The following is a 19306-nucleotide window of genomic DNA, read 5'->3' as shown; positions in this document are numbered from 1 at the left end:
TGCAACTTCGGAATCCAGAGGTATTGTTTTCCCTCCTGCCACGGAAGTACCTGAATATGGACAGTCGGACGTTCAACGAGTCAGGGAAACCAACGCTCCTTTTTATTATGGGATTTGGCAACCGATTCGATAGTGCAACCGTGGGCTGGATGATAGACCGGCTCACCGACGCCGGCTATCGGGTTCATGCGGTTCAGTTTCCCACCGATATCACGGATTTCGAACGAGAGTACCGTCGACCAGTCCAGCGATTACATGATGAGCACGAACCGGCGGGGATCGTGGGTCACAGCCTGGGTGGACTTGTCGCGGCGTTTCTGGAGACGTCTGCAAAGGAGGTGTATCTCTCTCCGTGGTGGGGGATCTACGAGGCGAAGGTTTCCGCCTGGGAGCGGTGGCTCGTTTTACGACTCCCGTTCCGAGCTCGCATCCTCCCGATTAAAACACGCCGCGAGGAACTCGGAGTCCACGTTTCGGATCACGAATGGGAGCAACTCCCGAAACGGATCTCACCGGTCTTTATTACAGAGATTTATCGCGCACAACAGACGCGTCCGTCAATCAGCAACGACGCCGTCGTCTTCGCCTCGCTTTCGGATACGATCGTAAGTCTCCACGCGATCGGAACAGCGGTTTCGTCCGACCAGATCCGTCTGTACGATGGGAAACATCAGCTGTTTTCGGCGTCCGATCGCCACGAGGTAATCGACGAGGTAGTGGCTGTTTTGCCGGCGTGAGGAACCTGACTCTGTGGCGCAATTCTTCAGTTTCTTACAGCCGACAGTATACGTGGACCGATTTCGGCCGTTTCAGGGAATTCATCAAATCCCATGAACTCCGGCGATTCACCATCACACAAGAGTCAACGCGTATATCCTGCATTTGGTTTCCGCCAGTTTTTGAGTGAGCACATCACTCGGTACAGATACCATATCAGGCGATAAAATGTCGAATTCGTTTATTTCGGTCGGTGACGTTCCTTTAATGGGGTACTGAAAAATGAGAGAAACTCGACCGGTCGTCTGCAAGCGGTGTGGTGGGCCAACTGGGGGCACTGATGTCGTCGTAAAGCATTCTCCATCCGACCCGCTGGTCGTCTCGGAATGCGCTCGCTGTGGGGCGATCGTCAGTATTGGCGCTCACCAGTGGTAGGATCGCACCGACACTGAGTGATTGATTCGGTAACGAAAAACTGAAAATTGTCGTTGCTATGCTGACTGTATCCTCTCTATCTCGCACACCAGTTCTATGAAAATTCAGGATTTTCTACCTGTTGTCGGAGCGGTAGACTCGCAAAATGAATGTCGAAGTTTCACTCAGAGACGACATTCAGCACATTTTGAAACCCTGCTCGGTATTATTAGTCACTGCAACGTACTATCGCTGCTATGCCAATCATCCAGTGCAACGGGGCTGATCTCTATTATGAGGATCACGGAGAGGGGCAACCGATCGTATTTCTTCATGGAGCCACGGCGGGTCTTCGATATTTCGAACCACAGTTGACGGCGATGTCTGGTGAATATCGGACGATAGGGGTCGATTTTAGAGGACATGGTCGATCCGAGAAGACCGAACTCGGCCACACTATGCAACAGTATGCCGACGACGTGCGATCGTTCATAGAGCAACTCGGTCTCGACGATGTCGTTCTCGTCGGGTGGTCGATGGGAGCCGTAGTTTCCTGGGAATACATTCATCAGTTCGGGACTGATCAGATTCGGGCGCTCGTCGATATCGACATGGAACCATCACCGCTGAAACGGGATGACTACGACTACGGGAGTTACGGGATCGATGATCTCGAAGAGGCCATCCATCAGATCCAGATGTCGCCGATCGAACTCCTCGATCAGCAAGCGAAGGCGATGCTCAGTGAACCACCATCGCGGGAACTTCGCAATCTGATACTCGACGAAGGGTCACGGACGCCAGCATCAATCCACGGTGCGTCACTCTTTGGATTACTGTACCTCCGTGATTATCGGGATATACTCACCGAGATTGACGTTGCAACGTTGGTGTGTGCTGGAGCGGATGAAAAGTGGCGCAGCGTTGCGTCCGTCCAATATGTCGCAGAACTCGTACCGAACTCTCAGTTTGAACGCTTCGAAAACAGTGGTCACTGTCTCACTATTGAAGAACCCGAGCGGTTCAACCAGATCCTCGGCGAGTTTATCGACACGCTGTGACGGAAATTCACCCTCTGTCCAGTAAGTTTGTTGAAACCCTCGAACGGTGATAGGTTTCAGAAGCCGCGCTGCATATAGAGCACGTATCCAGCGGATTTTCCAAATATATTCAGGGGATCTCGAACTCATTGCACCGGTCTTCGCTGGCTGGTTTCCGATACGTTGTCTTACGGCCTACTCTTGATCCTGTTCGAACTTGGCTCTCACCTCTTTTAACGTTGGGTCGTCGGCGTGAACGGTCCCATCCGTTCTCTCCTCTAGCCAGACTTTGTGCCCGTACTCGTTGCCGAGTCTCGCCGTTCCCGGTAAGGTAAATACCCGGCCACCGCTTCCCCGGGGAAAGAGATAGACAGTGGCGTCCGAGAGTTCCCAGTAGTCATCGCCACTCCGCGTCCGGTCCCCCTGCTTGCGAAGGTACACGTGGGTGATGTCGGGAGTGGATATTGATATATTGTACAGCTGGTCCTCGGCAGTTCTGGGATCACGCCCGGCTCCGCCACCGGATCCAAACCTGTAATCCACAGAGCTGTCCGGTTCCCAGTCATCGAACCCAGCAACGTCGAGCGCGAACTCGCGACCTCCCTCGGGTCCGTAGACGCCGAGGTAGACGTGGTCGTCGGTACCGGTGTATCTCCCACGTCCAGTCACTAGATTTACCCAAACCCCCTCCAAATGGTCAGAGTAAGAGTTGCTCATAATCGATCCCCCAGCTCGTTGTCCTCAACGCTCGGTCCTGACTCGTTGATTACTGTTCTTATGTGTTTGGTAATCACTCTCATACACCTCATTAGAAAATATCTGCAAGCACCGTATTAATGTTTCTCCCTTCAAAATTGAAACAAATGTGTGGAAAATCTCTGGAGGCAAGCTACTAGTATTTTTGAGGTGTGGGAACCGCGAACCCTCTGATAGTGATTATTGCAAGTCTTTACCACCAGTTTCCGATAGAACCGGTCTATTAGGGCCGAAACAGCCTTGTTTTCGCTTCCGTACTGAAAATCACCGCAATAATCACTATGAGTCAACACAGGGAGAATGGCGTTCATCAGCGTCTTCTTGCCGACGAGATCACGGGCTATCTATGACTGCCTGTTCCAATCAGGTGACCCGCCGGGAATAGTTTGAGTCGAATTCCGAATTTCCAGGGGAAGTATACCTTTCGGACATTGAAGATAGCGGCTACAGATACCCTTCTGAGCGTGCCGATTTCGGCCGTTTCAGGCCCGAAAAGACGATTCGTTCGATCGACGAACGAGCACCTGCAGCGCCCATCGCAGATTTTTCGGTCGTAATCCAATATCAGAGCCATTCAAACGCCGGTTTGGCCCTCACCTGACGCAACGGGTATGCCTTCGTTCAGGCCGCGAACGGTTCTGAACCGTGGCGGTTCGATTCCGTAGTTCGCTACGTCCATGCAGCGGTTCAAGTGTCGCGTTCGTCCACCTCACCAGACGGGAGGAGCGTCGACGTGAGAAGGAGGAAACCGACGAAGAGGGTGAGAAGCAACAGCGTCCCTCGCTGTGCTTGCACGGTTGCAGTTTCGAACACGCTAGCCAGTAGTTCCCGCTGTTCGGGGGACAGTTGAGTCAAAAAGTTCTGTTGGGTCTCTTGAGTCGCCGTCTCTGCAGCCTGTTCGAGGGCCTCCACGAGCGTATTGCGCTCGTCGGCTGACACGTTCGTTCCGCCCAGCACACCATCGATGACTCCCCCGTAGAACTGCCTGAGCAAGTAGGTGCCGACAATTGCTGTCCCGAACGAGTACCCGAGCATCATCGTTGCGTTCAAAACGCCGGATGCAGCCGCCGAGTCGGTGGCCTCGACAGCGGAGAGTGTCATCTCGATCAGTTGTGCCATGACGAGTCCGAGTCCGAAACCGATTACGGTCATAGGGGCGGCGAGCTGGACGATCGTAACGTCGATCGTCGTCTGTGAGACCAGCACGAGGAGCCCCATCCCCATGAGAACGATGCCAGCCTGAACGAGTGCTCTCGGCGAGACAATCCGTCGCCACCCCGTGGTGAAAATTGACGCAACGAACGTCGCGATGGAGAAGGGGAGCATGGCAACCCCAGTCTCGAACGCTGTGTATCCAGCACCTGACTGGAGAAAGACCGGAACGACGAAGATGAACCCGGCCATGACCAGTGATCGGACGGCGTTGGTGACGATACCAGCCGTGAACGAGCCGTTCGCCAACAGGTGGACCGGGACCAGTGGTGACCTGCCAGTCTGCTCGATTCGACGCTCGTACTGGACGAAGGCAGCGAACGTAACGAGTCCGAGTCCGACGAGCCAGACAGTCGGTGACATACCGAACAGATCAATCTGGACACCGCCGACGACGAACGGACGCCGGGCCAGCAACCACCCGTATCGCCCAGCCAGAAGCACACCACCCACAAGCGCTGTCGTGCCGAGAATCGAGAGAACAGTCCCACCCACATCTAATTTCACCCGGGTTTCGCTCAGGCGCTCACCGGGAAGATACCGGACGAAAGCGAGTGCGACGAAGACGATTACGACCTCGATTCCGAACCCCCATCGCCAGCTCGCGAACGTGGTCACCGCCCCGCCCAGCAGTGGGCCAAAGGCAGCACCAGCAGCGTTCACACCTGCGAGAATCCCGAGCGCTTTCAGCCGGTCGGCTCCCTCGTAGCTGACGAGCAAGACAGTAAACGTCAGTGGCAGCAGTACGGCCGCAGCAGCACCCTCGACGAGCGACCAGCCGACGTAGAGGACAGCGACGTTCCAGCTCACCGCCGCCAGCGTCGTTCCGATTCCGTAGACGATCAGTGTCGCCGTCATCAGCCGCCGAATGCCGTACATCGACGACAGCTTCCCACCGGGGAGAATCAACGCAGCCATCACCATCGCATAGAAAGCGATTGCTCCCTGGACCACCGGAACGGTCGTGTCCAGGTCGACGACGATCGCGGGGATTGCCACGTTCATCAGCGTCGAGTCGATGACGCCGATAAACATCGCGAGACTGACGGCGATTGCTGGCCCCCAGTAGGCCAACCGCCCCTCGGTTCTGTCCGGTGCTGTGTTCCCGTCGAGAAGGGTGGTGCTCGTATCGGAGGTCATATCATTTTGATATGACGATCGGACTACTCATATGTACACTCGGCGGTCTGCGAACGTGAGTGTCTTACTGCCGAGAAATCGTGTTGAAATATATCGATCATCGTTCCAACCTCTCGGAAACAGCAAGATTACACGCAATCTGATAGTTCACCACAGCCGCGATGGGGTGTCGGGCACGTTCCGAGAGACGCTTGGCGGATCGACCCGGTTCTGTGGCCGGTGGTTCGACAGTTTGAACAGTCTCGGACGAGCACGTGGCTTCTCTGTCATCAGCCCGCGAGTTCTTCGGCGGCGAAAGTCTCTCGGAGTTGCGTCTCCTCGGTTGGCGAAAGATTGGTCTGGATTATCTCGAAGTTGATCCCCTTCGTTTCCTCTCGGATACGTTCGATCTGTGCCTCCCGCGCGAGGAGAAACAGTGCCGACTGGCCGGGCTCGATCGCCTCACCGACTTCTTTGATGAATGAATCGTCGATACCGATATCACCCAGTTTGCCACTGAGGGCACCGCCAGCAGCGCCAGCGATCAGGCCGAGCCACGGCGCGAAAAACAGGAGCCCGATGAGCATTCCCCAGAAGGCACCACCCAGTGCACCCGCACCGACGAGGCTGTAGGCCTGTTTTACTTTCGTCTTGCCGTTTTTCTTGCGCTTGACAACTGCCGCGTCTTCGATAGTAATCAGCCTGCGTTTCTGGAAGTCGAACATGCGATCACGCATGTCTTCCGCACCATCTTCGTCCTCGAATGTGAGTACAACGAGTGAACTCATAATTTACCGCAGAGCAGGACAGATATTAGTTAAGTACCCCGGACTGGAAGAGATACATTACCTTACTCCGGAGTAAGATGCTGTGTGACAGCCTCTCAAGAGCGAATCTTGAACTCTTCAGTATATAACTAAATCGCTGCCAATTTTACGTATTAAGACGGCTAATGATACTACTACAGCAAGACATCCCCTTCGATCTGCAGCAGTACGTCCCCCCACTCGTTAGCGCAGTCACGACCATCGTGTTGTTCGTCGTCGTGCTCACGGTCTTCTATCCAATTGGAAAATCAATTATCACCCGGGCAGTGGAACGGAGCCTCAGGCGCCGAGAGTACGATGAAACGCTCATCGGGCTTGCCGTGAGTACGACTGCTGCCGTCTTTGGCATTTTTGCGGTGGCAGTAGCTGCAGCGGTTGCTGGCTTCGGAGCCATCCTCGCAGCGTTCGCTACGCTGGCTGGAGCGCTCACACTCGCCATCGGGTTCGCCGCCCAGGATATTATCGCCAACTTCGTCGCTGGCGTCTTTATCATCCAGGACGAAGCGTTCACGGTTGGCGATCGAATCGAGTGGGACGACAACACCGGAGTGGTGCGAGAAATCCAGATGCGGGTGACGAAACTGGACACGCTCGACAACGAGTTGGTTACCGTCCCGAACAACGACCTCGCCACTGCAGTGGTGATAAACAACGTGGCGAACGATCAACGCAGGGTTTCGGTCGACTTCGGCATCGGATACGACGAAGACATCAAACAGGCACAGGACACCATTATCGACACGGGATCCCGGGTCGATGGTGTGCTCGACGACCCCGAACCGACGGCCCCGGTCAAAGAACTCGGCGACTCGGCTGTTGTCCTCTCGGGTCGCGTCTGGACGAACACCAACGAGAGTAACGTCAAAGCAGTACGGGCGCAGTTCGTCAAGACTGTGAAAGAACGGTTCGATTCCGAGGGCATCAGTATACCGTACCCCAACACAGAGCTGTCCGGCGGCGTCGAGGTGACGACTGTGGGAGAGAGCGAACAGGCCCTTGGCGACTGAACGCGGGTCTTCCAGCCGAGACGACTTTCGCGACGCTCTCGCCAGTCGGTGATCCCACATTGATAATGATTGTTGCGGTTATTTTCGTGACCGAGTCACGGATATCGACGTCTCACGGCGTATAGCACAGAATTTGCGTCCCTAGAGCGGTACAGACTCGCAACAATCACGATGAGTCCTGAATCTCTCTGTTGTCGTCGTCTGTCGGCTTTTAACTGACGCAGAAATGCGGACTCCGGGGAGTCATACTGGTGGCTGTAAGAAATGAACGAATGTCGACCCGACGTGGGGTGAGTCGAACAGCGTGCGGCGATCCTCGTGAGCACTCGTTCTCACGGTGGTCGAATATTTGTCCGAATTGACAGCCAGCAGTATCAGCGTCTCGGAGACGCTCCCTCGAATCGGTCCGCGAGTTGACTGGACACACCCGAGAGGCGGGTCACACCGAATATCGCGACGGCGATCCCACCGAGGGAGTTGTAGAACAGGTCCTGTACAGTGTCATCGAGTCCGTACTGCGTGAGGACGGATCCGGTCCCCAGTAGCTCTGCGCCGACGCTGATGTAGAACTCGAGGAGTTCCCAGATGACACCGAACGCGAGGACGAACATGAGCATGAACACGAAGAGGAACGTCGGCGGCATGTTGATAAATTCCGTGTGTTCGTCGAGTGCTCGAACCGTCGCGTAGGCGACACCGGCGACGAGCGACGACGAGAGCGCGTGGGTCATGTGGTCCCACCACCACGTCGACGAGTATGCGCTCTGGAAGTCGAAAAACGGGAGCGGGACCACTCCGAGGGCGTGCAGAAACATCGCGGCAGTGATCCAGAGCACGATACCGACGCCCATCGTAAATCGGTAGCTCCGCTCCAGGATTGCTGGGAGGAAGGTTACGGCCAGTCCGACGCCAGCGTTGACGACGATTCCGTACTCGCCAGTAAATAAGCCGACCAGAAGGATCCCGCCCATCGCAGCCTGCAGGACGTGAACCAGTTGGCGCTGTCGACGGTCGCTCACGTACTCTCCGAGGCTCATGCTATCTGTGCCTCCTCGGGGGAGCCAGACGAGCGATTCCGCTCTAGCTGTCGCCGGAAGTACCAGCGGAAGATGAGCCCGGAGAGGATGCTTGCGACCAACGCGGCCGAGAAAACGCCCATCAACTGATCGTTCGTCTCAACGAACGCAGATCCGAGAAACCGTGCCGAGGTAGCCGAGAGGACTGCCCACAGTCCGGCTGTCCCGAGGGTGCAGATCATCACGAACCCAGTAGCGAAATTTGGCGTCATTCGAACTGTCGTCGTCATCTGGAGGACAACCACCACGAGGAGTGCCAGTGCCGCGATGCCGATGCCGACGACAACGAGGCCGAAAAACGACCCGCTCGCGCCGAAGACGAGCGGGAACGTGGCGACGAGGAGCAGCGGCCACGGAACAGATTGTTGCCAGTTACGCGAGACGAGAGGCGGGACGACGGCGACAATCGCTGCGGCACCGGCGAGCATCACTATGTCGAACCGGCTATTTACCAGCCCGACGGCGATCGTCACTGCCAGCATCCCCGTGAGTACCCACGAGATGACGGCGTTCAGTTTCGTGTCTCTGACGAACCAGTTTTCAGGTAACATTTGTATCATTATCTGTGCACACCTAGCAGCGGACCCATTTCTACATGCTACACCGCCAGTAGTGCTTAGTGATCCATACGCTAGCTTTGCATATCAGTGTATTATCAGGATTCGTACTCGTTACATTACAGAGATATACAAATAAAATTGATATAGTTTAATTTACTGAACCGAAGTGTGCGACTCTGCACGACAATGCGTCTCCGGACATCAGTGAAGATCCATCCGACTGGAGACGAGGGGTGAACATCACGTCAAACGACGGATGCATCACCGACGCTATTTGTCGAGAACCGTTCCAAAGTCAGCCACCCAACAAGAGTCGCAAACGCCCTTTCGCCCGCATCCGACGCGATTTCGCAGAAAATTCGCGACGGTATCGTGAGATTCAATCGGCCGATTCCTCACCACCATCGGGTTGACCGATCGGGGATGGTTCGGGGTCCGGCGCGCGTCCGGGGAGCCAGTCACCGATGTTGGTGGCGACGTAGTCCCGACCGCCGAGGCCGAACGCGATGCCGATGGCGAGAGCGATACCGGCGGCCAGTCCATAGGCCGCGGCCTGTGCAAACGTATTGAGGATCTGAACATCGACCCCCATCGTGCCCAGCCCGATCACGATCGCGATGAAATACAGGAACAGACGCACTCCATCGGAGAATATACCGGTATAGCTGGTTTCTGTGACCGTCTTCGTATGTGCGACGATGTCGGCGAGGAAGTCGGCGAGAACAAATCCGACGACGATGATGAGCGCACCCGCGACGAATGCCGGCAGATACGAGACTGCCGTCGCAATCCACTCCGAGAGGAGTTCAACCGCGAGGGCGTCGGCCGCCGCGAGTATCGCCAGTGCGTACACGAAGTAGGCAGCGATACGCCCGATACTCGACGATACTGCCTTCTCACTGCCGCCCAGCACTCCACCGAGCGGCGTTTTCATGACGAGTTGGTCGATCTCGGTTCGGTCGGCAACGTGTCGGACGCTTCCGGCGACGAGACGCCCGATGAACCAGCCGATGAGCAGGATGATAACTGCGCCAACGAGCTGGGGCAGGAAGTTGATGGTCCCCTCGACGGTCTCCTGAAGGTAATCTGGAACGCCCGGTACGTCGGTTTGTAACAGATGGGAATTTGTGAAACCCATAGTTATCTGCAGAACTTATTAGAATATTGGTATTTGTGACTTTCCGCGGCACTGGCCCTGGTAATTGTGTGAATTCTTGTATTTCACAACAGAATAGAGGTATCTCGTTTTCACGATCGACTTGCGGCTGTCAGGTATTAGCGTGATACTGTTCGGCGATGAAATGCAACTCGTACTGGTGGCTATACGAAACTGAAGAATTTCGCACACCCGGGGTGGGAATCTCTTTACGAATGTATAGCCACCAGTATCACTCTGTGACCGTCGACTCGTTCAGTTGCGAACTCCCCTCGATAGTACGGTTCACGACTGTCCGGTCAGGAGGGTTCCGTTGTCGCCGCGGTGACCGGGTGAGTAATCGCTGGAGCAACGTCTCCTCGTCCGGGTCCGATTTCTCGATTACGTCGTACTCGACGAGGACGTCGCCATCGTCGGTCGCGGAGAGACGGAAGTAGTTGAGCTGGTAAGTAGAGTAGTAGACCGGCGGGAGAACTCCGAGTGGAGGATCGACCCGATTGAGCCGTTTGAGCCACGTCCCAGTGTTGACGACAAGTCGATTGTCGACTTCAGTCACTGCCGGACGGTGCGTGTGCCCGTATACGTAGACAGCGACCTCCGGTTCCGACGCGAACACGTCTCTGGCTCTGTCGTAGTATTTTTCGACGGGCTCCCGTTCGGCTGGTGACCGAACGAGTCCGAACCGTCTAAGCGTCTTTCGCGCATCCCACACGAATACCGAAAAGGGGATCGAGATTGCAAGCAACAGCAGGATGATGACCAGATTTCCGACGAAGACGAGTTCGACCAGTCGCCCAGCCGACCCGAAGAAGCTGAACACCTCCTCGACCAGCGTGAGCGGCAGCGACCAGACGTCGAACCAGTCGAGCGCGAACATCGCGACGTACAGCACACCTGCGTTGAACAGGAGGAGGAATGGGACGACCGAGTAACGCAACCACGGGCTCATCTCACGATAAAAGTAGTTCGAGACGAGCCAGTCGGGGATCTCGGTCATGGGTGTTACGGCCTGGATGTCCTTCAGCCAGTTGTACTTGCCACGGTCAGAGAGTTTCCCGGCACGACTCGTTATCTGGCGGTTCACGAAGTACCCCGGTGGGTTCGCGTACGGATTCCCGAAATCCGGAATCCGATTGTTCGGGTCCTCTTGCATGCCGTGTTCGACGTGGACGAGTGAGTCGCCAACTCTCCGTTCGATCGATACCTCCTGCTCCAGCGTGACATTGTACTCGGCCAGTCGCTCCACGTAGGCCGGGTACGCGGCGAGTTCGTAGTCGTGGTTCCCAGGGATAAGCGTGATCGGTATCTCTCGGCCAGTCGCTTCAAGCTGGTCGAACAGGTCGGGATACCGGTCGAGAAGGGCGTCGAACTTCTCCGGGCCCTCGAACTCCGTGAACTCCCACAGCCCGAACGCGTCACCGTTGATTATCAGTTCGGCGTCCTCGTCGTTCTCTTCGAGTTCCCGGAGGAACCCGAGCAACTCGTCCAGAAAGTCCACCTGCTGGAGTTGCTCGTCCCCGCCGATGTGGAGGTCGCTGATGAGGTAGTAGACGTCGGCCATGTCGCTACTCGCTGTCCGGTTTTTTTGTGGCACAGCCCTTCGACTCGGTTTGGTCTGCTGCGATCTGTGCGTCTCCGTCTCGTCGACCGACCGGCCCCATCGGTTCGGATCGCAGTGGAGCCCCCGGACACCGACTACTGTAGGGGGTAAAGTCCTGATTGCGACGCTGTTGGTGACAGCCTCGGGAGTAACGGTTTCGTGCAACTGCTATGTCGAAACGAAGCCTATCGAATGCAGACATATTGATAGATGAGCGGTTCGAGAAATAGTTATTATAGTAGTACTCTCGTAGTGACCGTCCCACTGGTAAATAAGCCCACCCTGTCCGAACGGGCGTGTGGAGTGAGAATTGAAAATTAGTGCACTGCGAGACGATCCTGGGCTTGTGAGTCCGTGCCTTCCGTTGTCGACAACCGGAATCCAGGGAGAGAAGATGACGACTCATACCGAGTCTCCGTCTGGACGGATGGATGATTACGACAATCTTAGCGCAATAATGTCACTTGATAACTAATATCGAGTACAGCATACTGGGAATCGATGAGTTCACTAATTGTACTCAGGTTCGGTGATATGAATGGTGCCGAAGCAATGCGCGACAAGATGTACGAGTTACAGAAACGGGAGCTAATCAAACTCGATGACGCGGCAGTGGTCGTTCGTAACGAGAAAGGGCGCGCAAAGATCAAGCAGGCACACAGCCTCGTCGGTGCGGGAGCGGTTGGTGGCGCCTTCTGGGGTATGCTCATCGGGATCCTGTTTTTCGCTCCGTGGGCCGGCCTGTTGGCCGGTGCCGCCGCCGGCGCACTCTCGGGAAAACTCGGTGACATCGGCATTGACGACGACTTTATCGAGGAGATTCGAGACGCGATCGAACCCGAAAACTCCGCACTGTTCTTGCTGACCCGCGAGGGCAACGTCGAGCGCATCGAGCAGGAGCTATCTGACTTCGAGTACGAATTCGAGATTATCCACACCAACCTCTCCCCCGAGGACGAAACCCACCTGCGCGAGACCTTCGCTGCCGAGGACGTCTCCGGGTGAATCGCTGACCTCCGGTCAACATCTCTGTCTCCACGAAGTAGACAGTTCGTACCAACTGTGAGCTACGATCGTCCTGCTGAGAGGCCTAGCTCGTGCTCCGAGGGAATCCGAGTGACTGACATGCCACACTTCGAGCAGGAGTCCATCTCCTCGCTGATGTACGTCCTCTTGCACGCAGGGCACGAATACAGGACCGTGGGGGTTTCGTGCTCGGTATCCTGACGTGAGGACGGTGTCTCGGGATCTGTGCGCCCACCGAGTCGGGAAAGATATCCGCGGAGACCCAGGCTCATTGGGCCAGGCCACCCCCCAGGAGTTCGTCTTCGGCCATCCAATCGAGTAACGGCGCAATCTCATCACAGTTCGACCGCTGCTGAATCGTATTGGTATCCACATCCCACTCGATGTAGCCTACCTCGGTCAGTTTGGGCAGTTGCGAATGAGACAACTCAACGGTCGGGAGTTCTATCGCGTCGTCTTCCGTTTCGATGTCGGCAACACTGAACGCGTCTTCACTCCTGGCATCGTGCTCGATGACAAGCGAGAGGATACGCCGACGAACCGGATGTCTGAGTAAATCGAATGTTCGGTCTATTGGTCGGGGTTTTTCTAAGAGCGTCATGGTATTGTTTTCTGGACAGTTACGCCACCCCAGGCAGGTCCATCCTAATCTATCATTAGGCCCAAATTATAATAACAGTTACTAATTCCATAGATACTGCGGTGCTGATTTAGCTGATTACAGGCGCGAAGCCCCAGTCCTCACGGAGCGAACGAAGTGAGCGAGTAGGGCGGGGATACAGCGTCCCCAGAAATCTTAGATTTCTGGTGTGCGAACGAATCGCTCCGCGATTCGTCCACGCCGTCATCGTTTAATATTCACTGCACGGCATAGCCTTGCTACCCTGCGGCCGATGTCGGTAGTACGATGCTCGCCACGCTTCCGATGGTGTGCAAGCGCGACAAGAAGCGCGCACTGTCGGTTGTGGCCGAGTGTCCACTCGGTAGGAGTGGGACACTCCGTACCGCCTGTGAAGGGAAGTCGCCTGCAGAGTCTGGAATCCCTCTGCCCACGTCGGGTATAAATTCCGACACAGAAACAGGAAGCCCTGTCCTCAACAAGCGAGGGGCGGGTAGCCCCGAGCGCGGTAGGTCAGGGTAGTTCACACGATCGCTGCTTCCGCGAAAATAATATCTGCTTTCGGACTGGGCGTCAACTCGACGGAGACAGTTCGCTGTTCGTCGCGTTCGAACGGTTCGACGATCGAGTTCGTCGCCACAACATCCTCGTCGATATCGACCGCTTCGACAGTGATTTCCACGTCACTGGCAACTCCGATGTTGTGAACGAGGACTTCGACATCTATCGACCCGGTGACGGGCTCTTTCAGTTCCGCCGGTTGTCGCCCGACGACCCGTACTTCCTCCTCTTCGACGTCGGTCGAACAGCCAGCCAGCCCGAGCGCTAGAGCGACCGGTACTGACTGAATCAATTGGCGCCGAGACAACTCCCGCGTCATAGTCGGATAGAGGGAATCGACAACTATGAGCCTGCGGGTTCCGGGACGGCTCAGGCGTACTGTTTGACGACGTTGAGAATTTCGTCGAGTTCGTCACCGGAGAGGGAGTACCGTTCCTGGGCGTACAGTGCGCGGAGTTCGTCCCGGTCCAGCGGTCTGGTATCGGCGATCTTGTAGGCTGTTTTCTCGTCGACTTTCTCGAGTTCGAGCAGTTGTTCGACGAATTCGCGGGACTGCTCCGGTGTAAGCTCCGCGAACATGTTCACGTGTTCGATAGCCCGGGAGAGTTCGTATCGCATCTCCCGATCGTCGTCTGCAGCCCGCTCTGCCTGCAGATCTTCCAGAATCTCCTTGGTTTCTGCGACGGTGAGATACTCCTCGTCTACTTTCTCTTTGAATATTGTCATGGTAGGCGACTGCGACCGAGATGGTCGGCGGTTTGTACGATGTAGACAACCGAAGATAAAATACCTTCGGAAACGGAGCGCCGACGTTCTGGTGTTTGTCGTGGCTGCCAGAGCTCCCCAGTGCTGTTTCACAGTCGGAAACACACCAATGTAATAACTATACCGCAACGAAACGACTACAACAATGATACCAGCACCATCCCGTCCAGTACTGCGAGAGCAACTGAGACAGACGCGTGGAAGTATCTCCCGGCGGCAGTTCCTCCAGACGACGTCGGCTACTGCAGCAGCCCTCTCACTCGCTGGCTGTATGGGGGGCGACGACGAGACAGCCCCCGCTACTGACGGCAACGAAACCAACTCCAGTGACGACGGGAGCGAGACCGACGGTGATCCACCTTCGGGGGTCCCGGACTCGTTCGACGACCGGGACGCGTTACGCCAGCGCTCCCGTGAGTTCGTCCAGTTACTCGCAGACGGGCAGTTCGAGACTGCCGGCGAGTGGGTCGATCCCGATGCACCGATCCCCTTCGGTGCGACGGAACTCGAACGGGCCTGGACAGGTGTGGTCGGCTCCGGAGCGGAGATCGATTCGATCGATCGGGTCGTGTACTTCGGCACCGTCAGAGGAAACAACCGGTACAACCTGGACGTGACGGTGGATGGCGACCAGTATCAGGTTGTCGTCGACTACAGTGCGCATGGAGTGATTACCTTCCAGATTGTTCCGGTCCAGGAATGGACGCCACCGGAGTACGCCGATCGAGACAGCTTCGTCGAGGAAGAGGTGGGGCTGGAGACGCCACTCGACTGCGAACTCGGCGCGACGGTGTCACTGCCAGACACCGACGAGACGGTCCCCGGTGTGGTCATCGTCCACGGAAACGGACCCACGGACCGGGACAACACGGTCGGCCCCAACCGGACATATACGGAAATTGCGTGGGGTCTGGCGAGTCAGGGTATCGCTGTGTTGCGGTACGACAAACGAACCTACGCCTGCCAGCCCGATCTCGCAGACGCCACGATCGACGATATCGTGACGGAGGATGCGCTGACTGCTATTTCGGAACTTCGTAGCTTCGAGGAGGTCGCCGACGACCGGCTGTTCGTCGCCGGACACAGCTTCGGCGGGGGGCTCGCCCCCCGGATCGCCCGGATGGACGGAAATCTCGCTGGAACTGTGATGCTCGCACCCGGCCCGGCCGGCCCGTTCAGCGATCTGATCGAGCGCCAGGCCCGACACCTGTTCGACCTCCAGCCAGTCGACAGTTCGTTGCGCGAGGAATTTCTCCAGGGTGTCGAACGGGAGGCTGAAAAGATCCGAAATCTGGAGATCGGCGACGACGAGGTCGTTCGGTTCGGTGGCCGGGAGTTCTACAGGAGTCTGCAGAACTACGATCAGACCGGTACAGCGGCAGAGCTGGAGATCCCACAGCTCCTGATTCAGGGTGGCCAGGATTTTCAGCTCACGGTCGAGGACGACCTCCCGATCTGGCGGGATGCGCTGGAAGGCAAAGAGAACGTGGAGATAACCGTCTACGACGATCTGAACCACCTCTTCCAGGAGAGTCAGGGGGAGCGGACACAGGCGGAGTACGCCCTGGACAACGAGGTCGACAAGCGAGTTATCGACAGGATTGCAACGTTCGTCGAAAACGAAATCAGAGAGGAATCCGATGGAGTGCGGACAGTTCTCGCTTGAGTGAGGATTGTATTTTTGCCCTCTCCGCTGGACGAGTCTGTATGCACGTCAACGAAGAGGATATCGAGTGGAACGAGTACGAAACCCCGGAAACGACGTTCAGACGGAAGGAACTCGGAAACGCTGTCGACGCGGAGAAACTGGGCTGTAGTCTGTACGAACTCCCACCAGGCGAACGCTCCTGGCCGTATCATTACCACACGGCGAACGCGGAGGCGATCTACGTGCTCGCTGGGAGCGGCCAGATTCGGACACCTGATGGCAACAGCGACCTGGAGCCGGGGGACTTTCTCGACTTCCCAGCGGACGAACGCGGTGGCCACCGTGTCATCAACGACAGCGACGAACCACTCCGGTATCTCGCCATCTCGACGATGGAAGAGCCAGACGTGACGATCTATCCGGAGATGGAGAAATTCGGTGTCTACGTCGGCTCTCCACCGGGTGGCCGCGAGGAACGGACGTTCGAGGGCTACTTTCCGATGGATGCGGAAACCGACTACTGGGAGTGAGTGGTCATGGTGATTGTTGCGAGTCTGTGCCGCCAAGGAACCACTATCAGCCGCCGAGTCGTTCGATCAATTCGGTCAGTTTCTCCTCACGGTCCGCAATCGCCTCCTCGCGCAGAGCTTCCTCGTTTTCTGTTTCACAGACCAACTCAGGTACTTCGACCGGCTTGCCCCGGTCGTCGATCGCGACGAACGTGAGAAACGAGGACGTGGTCTCTCTGCGCTCGCCTTTCCGTGGATCCTCGGCGTGGACGTCAACTTTCACGTCCACACTCGTGGTTCCCGTTTTGAAGACGTACGCTTCGACCACGGCGATTTCGCCGATGTCGATCGGCGAGATGAAATCGACAGCGTCCATCGACGCGGTGACGACCTGCTGGTTCGTGAACCGGAGCGCGGCGATCGCACCGCAGATATCCATCCAGTGCAGTACGACGCCACCAAGGGCGCGCCCGAGTGAGTTCGCCTCGTTTGGCTGGAGTAGCTCGGTCATCTCGGTGTAAGAACTGGCCAGGGTCGCGCCGCTACGGTCGCTGTCGGTCATGTGAAAAGAAATCGCAGCGCGGGAGTATAGAACTGTGGCCGATCTACATGTAGCCGAGATCGCGCAGTCGCTCCATCAGGTCCTCTTTGTCCTGTGCGCGACCGGCGCGCTCGGTCGTCGACTCCAGATCCTGCAGCCAGGCGGGCTCTTCTTCGCTTTTCTCCGTGCTCACTTCACTGCCGAGTGACCGGAAGCCGGCGAAGTACTTCGGCGAGACCGGAATGTCGTCGGCTGACACACCGTCCGGAAGGTCGTCGGCACTCTCCGGGACGTAGCCGTCGTCCGGGTAGCCCTCGACAGTCTCCGGAACGACGACCTGCCAGAAGGCGTCCCAGACGGCGGCCTCGTCGAACTGGAGGATCGGCTGAATGCGGTCGTGCGGCGGGTAGATATCGGGGTCGTGACGCGCCGAGAAGAAGGTCTCGTCGGCGCGGGCCTCCTGTTCGTCCCAGCGGACACCGGAGATGACGCCGTCGATGTCGTACTCTTCGAGTGTGTCGTTCAGTGCCACCGTCTTCAGCAGGTGGTTGCCGACGTAGGTGTCGAGCAGGAACGGGAAGCTGTCCTCCTCGTATTCGAGTATCTCGCGGACGTGGTGCTGGTTGTGTTCGGAGAGTTCCGACACCGGGATGTCGTCGCCGGGTTCGAGATCGTGTTCCTCGGCGTACTCGCCGACGTCCGTGTTGCGTGCGTAGATGACATCGAGATCCCACTCCTCTGCCCAGTGGTCGACGAAGTCGTGGATCTCGTCGAAGTGCTGGTAGTGGTCGATGAACACGGCCGGTGGCACGTCGTAGCCGTACTCCTCGGCAACTTCCTTGATGAAATACAGCGTCAGCGTCGAGTCCTTCCCGCCGGTCCACATGACGGCCGGGTTCTCGTATTTTTCCAGCCCCTCGCGGGTTACCTCGATCGCTTTCTCTACTTTGTCCGCAACGGTCGGGTAATCTGCAGGATCCTCACCTGCACCCGCGTCGTAATCGACGTCGAGATACGCCGGAAATTCCTGTGGTTCTGACATGGTGTAATGATATATAATTAGACCATCGATTAAGTACCTTTTGGACCTGGAGAGTGGTTGTGAACGACACACACAGTCTGTGCAGTACTGACACTGCTCCGGTGAGAGGGAGTAGCCGCCTGCCTACAGTCTGGCCAGACTGAACGAGCTGTCGACGACTTCTGCTATCGCATCGCGTTTCAACAGTGTGAAGCCGAGCGCGACGAGTCCGAAGCCGAATATCGTCAGGAGATTGATCGTCTCCCCCAGCACGAAGACACCGACCAGCGTCGCGACAATCGGGACCAGATAGGAGACGAGTGAGGCCTCGAACGCGCCGTACGTGCCGAGAATGTAGAAGAAAATCAGGAAGGCAAACGCTGTCGAGAACACTCCGAGGTAGAGCACCGAGCCGATAGCCGTCGGCGTCGTGACGTTGCTCCCGGGTAGCTCACCGGCACCCAGACTCACCGCGTGGAGGATCAGCGCACCGAGTAGCATCGACCAGCCAGTGAAGGCTGCCCGGTTGATCGACGGGCTGGCGCGTTCGACCAGCACACCGCCGAGGGCGACACTGACGACCTGTCCGATGATGATGAGCCGACCAACTGTATCTCCGCCCAGAAGATTGGCCGGATCGGGCTGGATGACGAATCCGATCCCGACGAACCCTACTGTAACACCGGCCGTTCCGAGAAAAGAGAGTCGTTCACCGAGGATCAAAAGCGCCCAGACAGCAGTTGCGATTGGGACCAGTGTCTGCATGATCGCCGCAGCACCGCTCGGGACCGTCTGCTGGCCGATAAACAGGAATCCGTTGCCAGCGACGAGAAAGACGCCGCCGGCGAGGATGGCTGCCCGATCGGTCCGCACCTCGGGCCACCAGTTGTCGGTCATCAGCAGGGCATAAACGAGCAGGAGGATCGCTGCAACGTCGTATCGGAACGACGCAAACAGCAGCGGAGGTAACTTCTCGAGCCCGACAGAGATCGCCGGGAACGACAATCCCCAGAAAACCGCGAGCGTAACGAACAGTCCCAGATCCCGGAAACGTGACACAGTCGCGATTGGGCTGACGGCTCCATAGCACTGACGATACTCGGTTACGCTGGTTCGATCCGTAGCTCTTTGT

At 56.9% G+C, this 19306-nt stretch carries 19 protein-coding genes; 6 read left to right on the top strand and 13 right to left on the bottom strand.

Annotated elements, in window-relative coordinates; all coding sequences use genetic code 11:
• Nucleotides 1-56 precede the first annotated feature (56 nt).
• Both EOW68_RS01735 and EOW68_RS01730 read left to right on the top strand, forming a co-directional pair.
• Complete coding sequence (locus tag EOW68_RS01735) at nt 57-737, top strand: alpha/beta fold hydrolase (RefSeq protein WP_431358690.1); 681 nt, start codon at nt 57-59, stop codon at nt 735-737.
• 651 nt (nt 738-1388) lie between these two features.
• Nucleotides 1389-2192 (top strand): alpha/beta fold hydrolase, encoded by an 804-nt coding sequence (locus EOW68_RS01730; protein WP_128223455.1) that lies wholly within the window; start codon nt 1389-1391, stop codon nt 2190-2192.
• A gap of 174 nt (nt 2193-2366) precedes the next feature.
• Here the strand turns inward: EOW68_RS01730 and EOW68_RS01725 are convergent, their stop codons facing one another.
• The 3 genes from EOW68_RS01725 to EOW68_RS01715 form a co-directional block, all read right to left on the bottom strand.
• The gene (locus EOW68_RS01725) at nt 2367-2840 is read right to left on the bottom strand and encodes a hypothetical protein (RefSeq protein ID WP_128223454.1); all 474 of its coding nucleotides are present in this window, start codon (nt 2838-2840) and stop codon (nt 2367-2369) included.
• A gap of 774 nt (nt 2841-3614) precedes the next feature.
• Complete coding sequence (locus EOW68_RS01720; RefSeq protein WP_431358694.1) at nt 3615-5174, bottom strand: MFS transporter; 1560 nt, start codon at nt 5172-5174, stop codon at nt 3615-3617.
• A 374-nt stretch (nt 5175-5548) separates the two neighbouring features.
• Complete coding sequence (locus EOW68_RS01715; RefSeq protein WP_128223452.1) at nt 5549-6046, bottom strand: DUF1269 domain-containing protein; 498 nt, start codon at nt 6044-6046, stop codon at nt 5549-5551.
• Nucleotides 6047-6210: 164 nt separating this feature from the next.
• On the opposite strand from EOW68_RS01715, the gene EOW68_RS01710 reads away from it, so the two are divergent.
• On the top strand, nt 6211-7092 hold the full coding sequence (locus tag EOW68_RS01710) for a mechanosensitive ion channel family protein (RefSeq protein ID WP_128223451.1): 882 nt from the start codon (nt 6211-6213) through the stop codon (nt 7090-7092).
• A 374-nt stretch (nt 7093-7466) separates the two neighbouring features.
• Here EOW68_RS01710 and EOW68_RS01705 read toward each other — a convergent pair whose 3' ends face one another.
• The 4 genes from EOW68_RS01705 to EOW68_RS01690 form a co-directional block, all read right to left on the bottom strand.
• Nucleotides 7467-8129, bottom strand: coding sequence for a DUF2238 domain-containing protein (locus EOW68_RS01705; RefSeq protein ID WP_128223450.1), 663 nt, complete (start codon nt 8127-8129; stop codon nt 7467-7469).
• Nucleotides 8126-8728, bottom strand: a complete 603-nt coding sequence (locus EOW68_RS01700; RefSeq protein ID WP_128223449.1) for a hypothetical protein — start codon at nt 8726-8728, stop codon at nt 8126-8128. Before EOW68_RS01700 ends, EOW68_RS01705 begins: the two co-directional genes overlap by 4 nt.
• Nucleotides 8729-9107: 379 nt before the next feature.
• A complete protein-coding gene (locus EOW68_RS01695; RefSeq protein WP_128223448.1) occupies nt 9108-9866 on the bottom strand; it encodes a mechanosensitive ion channel family protein in 759 nt (252 codons plus the stop codon).
• A gap of 250 nt (nt 9867-10116) precedes the next feature.
• Nucleotides 10117-11445, bottom strand: a complete 1329-nt coding sequence (locus tag EOW68_RS01690; protein ID WP_128223481.1) for a metallophosphoesterase family protein — start codon at nt 11443-11445, stop codon at nt 10117-10119.
• Nucleotides 11446-12018: 573 nt separating this feature from the next.
• On the opposite strand from EOW68_RS01690, the gene EOW68_RS01685 reads away from it, so the two are divergent.
• A complete protein-coding gene (locus EOW68_RS01685; protein ID WP_431358693.1) occupies nt 12019-12489 on the top strand; it encodes a DUF1269 domain-containing protein in 471 nt (156 codons plus the stop codon).
• A gap of 289 nt (nt 12490-12778) precedes the next feature.
• Here the strand turns inward: EOW68_RS01685 and EOW68_RS01680 are convergent, their stop codons facing one another.
• The 3 genes from EOW68_RS01680 to EOW68_RS01670 form a co-directional block, all read right to left on the bottom strand.
• The gene (locus EOW68_RS01680) at nt 12779-13111 is read right to left on the bottom strand and encodes a DUF7344 domain-containing protein (RefSeq protein ID WP_128223446.1); all 333 of its coding nucleotides are present in this window, start codon (nt 13109-13111) and stop codon (nt 12779-12781) included.
• A 541-nt stretch (nt 13112-13652) separates the two neighbouring features.
• Nucleotides 13653-14009 (bottom strand): hypothetical protein, encoded by a 357-nt coding sequence (locus EOW68_RS01675; protein WP_128223445.1) that lies wholly within the window; start codon nt 14007-14009, stop codon nt 13653-13655.
• A gap of 50 nt (nt 14010-14059) precedes the next feature.
• Nucleotides 14060-14416, bottom strand: a complete 357-nt coding sequence (locus tag EOW68_RS01670) for an RNA polymerase Rpb4 family protein (RefSeq protein ID WP_128223444.1) — start codon at nt 14414-14416, stop codon at nt 14060-14062.
• A gap of 184 nt (nt 14417-14600) precedes the next feature.
• On the opposite strand from EOW68_RS01670, the gene EOW68_RS01665 reads away from it, so the two are divergent.
• Both EOW68_RS01665 and EOW68_RS01660 read left to right on the top strand, forming a co-directional pair.
• On the top strand, nt 14601-16121 hold the full coding sequence (locus EOW68_RS01665) for an alpha/beta hydrolase family protein (RefSeq protein WP_128223443.1): 1521 nt from the start codon (nt 14601-14603) through the stop codon (nt 16119-16121).
• 41 nt (nt 16122-16162) lie between these two features.
• Complete coding sequence (locus EOW68_RS01660; protein WP_128223442.1) at nt 16163-16633, top strand: cupin domain-containing protein; 471 nt, start codon at nt 16163-16165, stop codon at nt 16631-16633.
• A 46-nt stretch (nt 16634-16679) separates the two neighbouring features.
• Here EOW68_RS01660 and EOW68_RS01655 read toward each other — a convergent pair whose 3' ends face one another.
• From EOW68_RS01655 to EOW68_RS01645, 3 genes are all read right to left on the bottom strand, one after another.
• Nucleotides 16680-17174, bottom strand: coding sequence for an acyl-CoA thioesterase (locus EOW68_RS01655; RefSeq protein ID WP_128223441.1), 495 nt, complete (start codon nt 17172-17174; stop codon nt 16680-16682).
• Nucleotides 17175-17217: 43 nt separating this feature from the next.
• Nucleotides 17218-18195 carry a phosphoadenosine phosphosulfate reductase family protein gene (locus tag EOW68_RS01650; protein WP_128223440.1) on the bottom strand — a complete coding sequence of 326 codons (978 nt, stop codon included), beginning with the start codon at nt 18193-18195 and terminating at the stop codon, nt 17218-17220.
• Nucleotides 18196-18318: 123 nt separating this feature from the next.
• Nucleotides 18319-19233 carry a DMT family transporter gene (locus EOW68_RS01645; RefSeq protein WP_128223439.1) on the bottom strand — a complete coding sequence of 305 codons (915 nt, stop codon included), beginning with the start codon at nt 19231-19233 and terminating at the stop codon, nt 18319-18321.
• Between the last annotated feature and the right edge of the window lie 73 nt (nt 19234-19306).

The sequence above is a fragment of the Halovenus amylolytica genome (genome assembly GCA_004015825.1).
Classification (GTDB): domain Archaea; phylum Halobacteriota; class Halobacteria; order Halobacteriales; family Haloarculaceae; genus Halovenus; species Halovenus amylolytica.
The sequence above is the reverse complement of the archived record's forward strand: the minus strand, read 5'-3'. Positions and strand labels throughout refer to the sequence as shown.

Coding starts and splice junctions, on each gene's coding strand:
- EOW68_RS01735 (WP_431358690.1), top strand. CDS start 57: ATGGACAGTCGGACGTTCAACGAGTCAGGGAAACCAACGCTCCTTTTT.
- EOW68_RS01730 (WP_128223455.1), top strand. CDS start 1,389: ATGCCAATCATCCAGTGCAACGGGGCTGATCTCTATTATGAGGATCAC.
- EOW68_RS01720 (WP_431358694.1), bottom strand. CDS start 5,174: ATGTTTATCGGCGTCATCGACTCGACGCTGATGAACGTGGCAATCCCC.
- EOW68_RS01715 (WP_128223452.1), bottom strand. CDS start 6,046: ATGAGTTCACTCGTTGTACTCACATTCGAGGACGAAGATGGTGCGGAA.
- EOW68_RS01710 (WP_128223451.1), top strand. CDS start 6,211: ATGATACTACTACAGCAAGACATCCCCTTCGATCTGCAGCAGTACGTC.
- EOW68_RS01705 (WP_128223450.1), bottom strand. CDS start 8,129: ATGAGCCTCGGAGAGTACGTGAGCGACCGTCGACAGCGCCAACTGGTT.
- EOW68_RS01700 (WP_128223449.1), bottom strand. CDS start 8,728: ATGATACAAATGTTACCTGAAAACTGGTTCGTCAGAGACACGAAACTG.
- EOW68_RS01695 (WP_128223448.1), bottom strand. CDS start 9,866: ATGGGTTTCACAAATTCCCATCTGTTACAAACCGACGTACCGGGCGTT.
- EOW68_RS01690 (WP_128223481.1), bottom strand. CDS start 11,445: ATGGCCGACGTCTACTACCTCATCAGCGACCTCCACATCGGCGGGGAC.
- EOW68_RS01685 (WP_431358693.1), top strand. CDS start 12,019: ATGAATGGTGCCGAAGCAATGCGCGACAAGATGTACGAGTTACAGAAA.
- EOW68_RS01680 (WP_128223446.1), bottom strand. CDS start 13,111: ATGACGCTCTTAGAAAAACCCCGACCAATAGACCGAACATTCGATTTA.
- EOW68_RS01675 (WP_128223445.1), bottom strand. CDS start 14,009: ATGACGCGGGAGTTGTCTCGGCGCCAATTGATTCAGTCAGTACCGGTC.
- EOW68_RS01670 (WP_128223444.1), bottom strand. CDS start 14,416: ATGACAATATTCAAAGAGAAAGTAGACGAGGAGTATCTCACCGTCGCA.
- EOW68_RS01665 (WP_128223443.1), top strand. CDS start 14,601: ATGATACCAGCACCATCCCGTCCAGTACTGCGAGAGCAACTGAGACAG.
- EOW68_RS01660 (WP_128223442.1), top strand. CDS start 16,163: ATGCACGTCAACGAAGAGGATATCGAGTGGAACGAGTACGAAACCCCG.
- EOW68_RS01655 (WP_128223441.1), bottom strand. CDS start 17,174: ATGACCGACAGCGACCGTAGCGGCGCGACCCTGGCCAGTTCTTACACC.
- EOW68_RS01650 (WP_128223440.1), bottom strand. CDS start 18,195: ATGTCAGAACCACAGGAATTTCCGGCGTATCTCGACGTCGATTACGAC.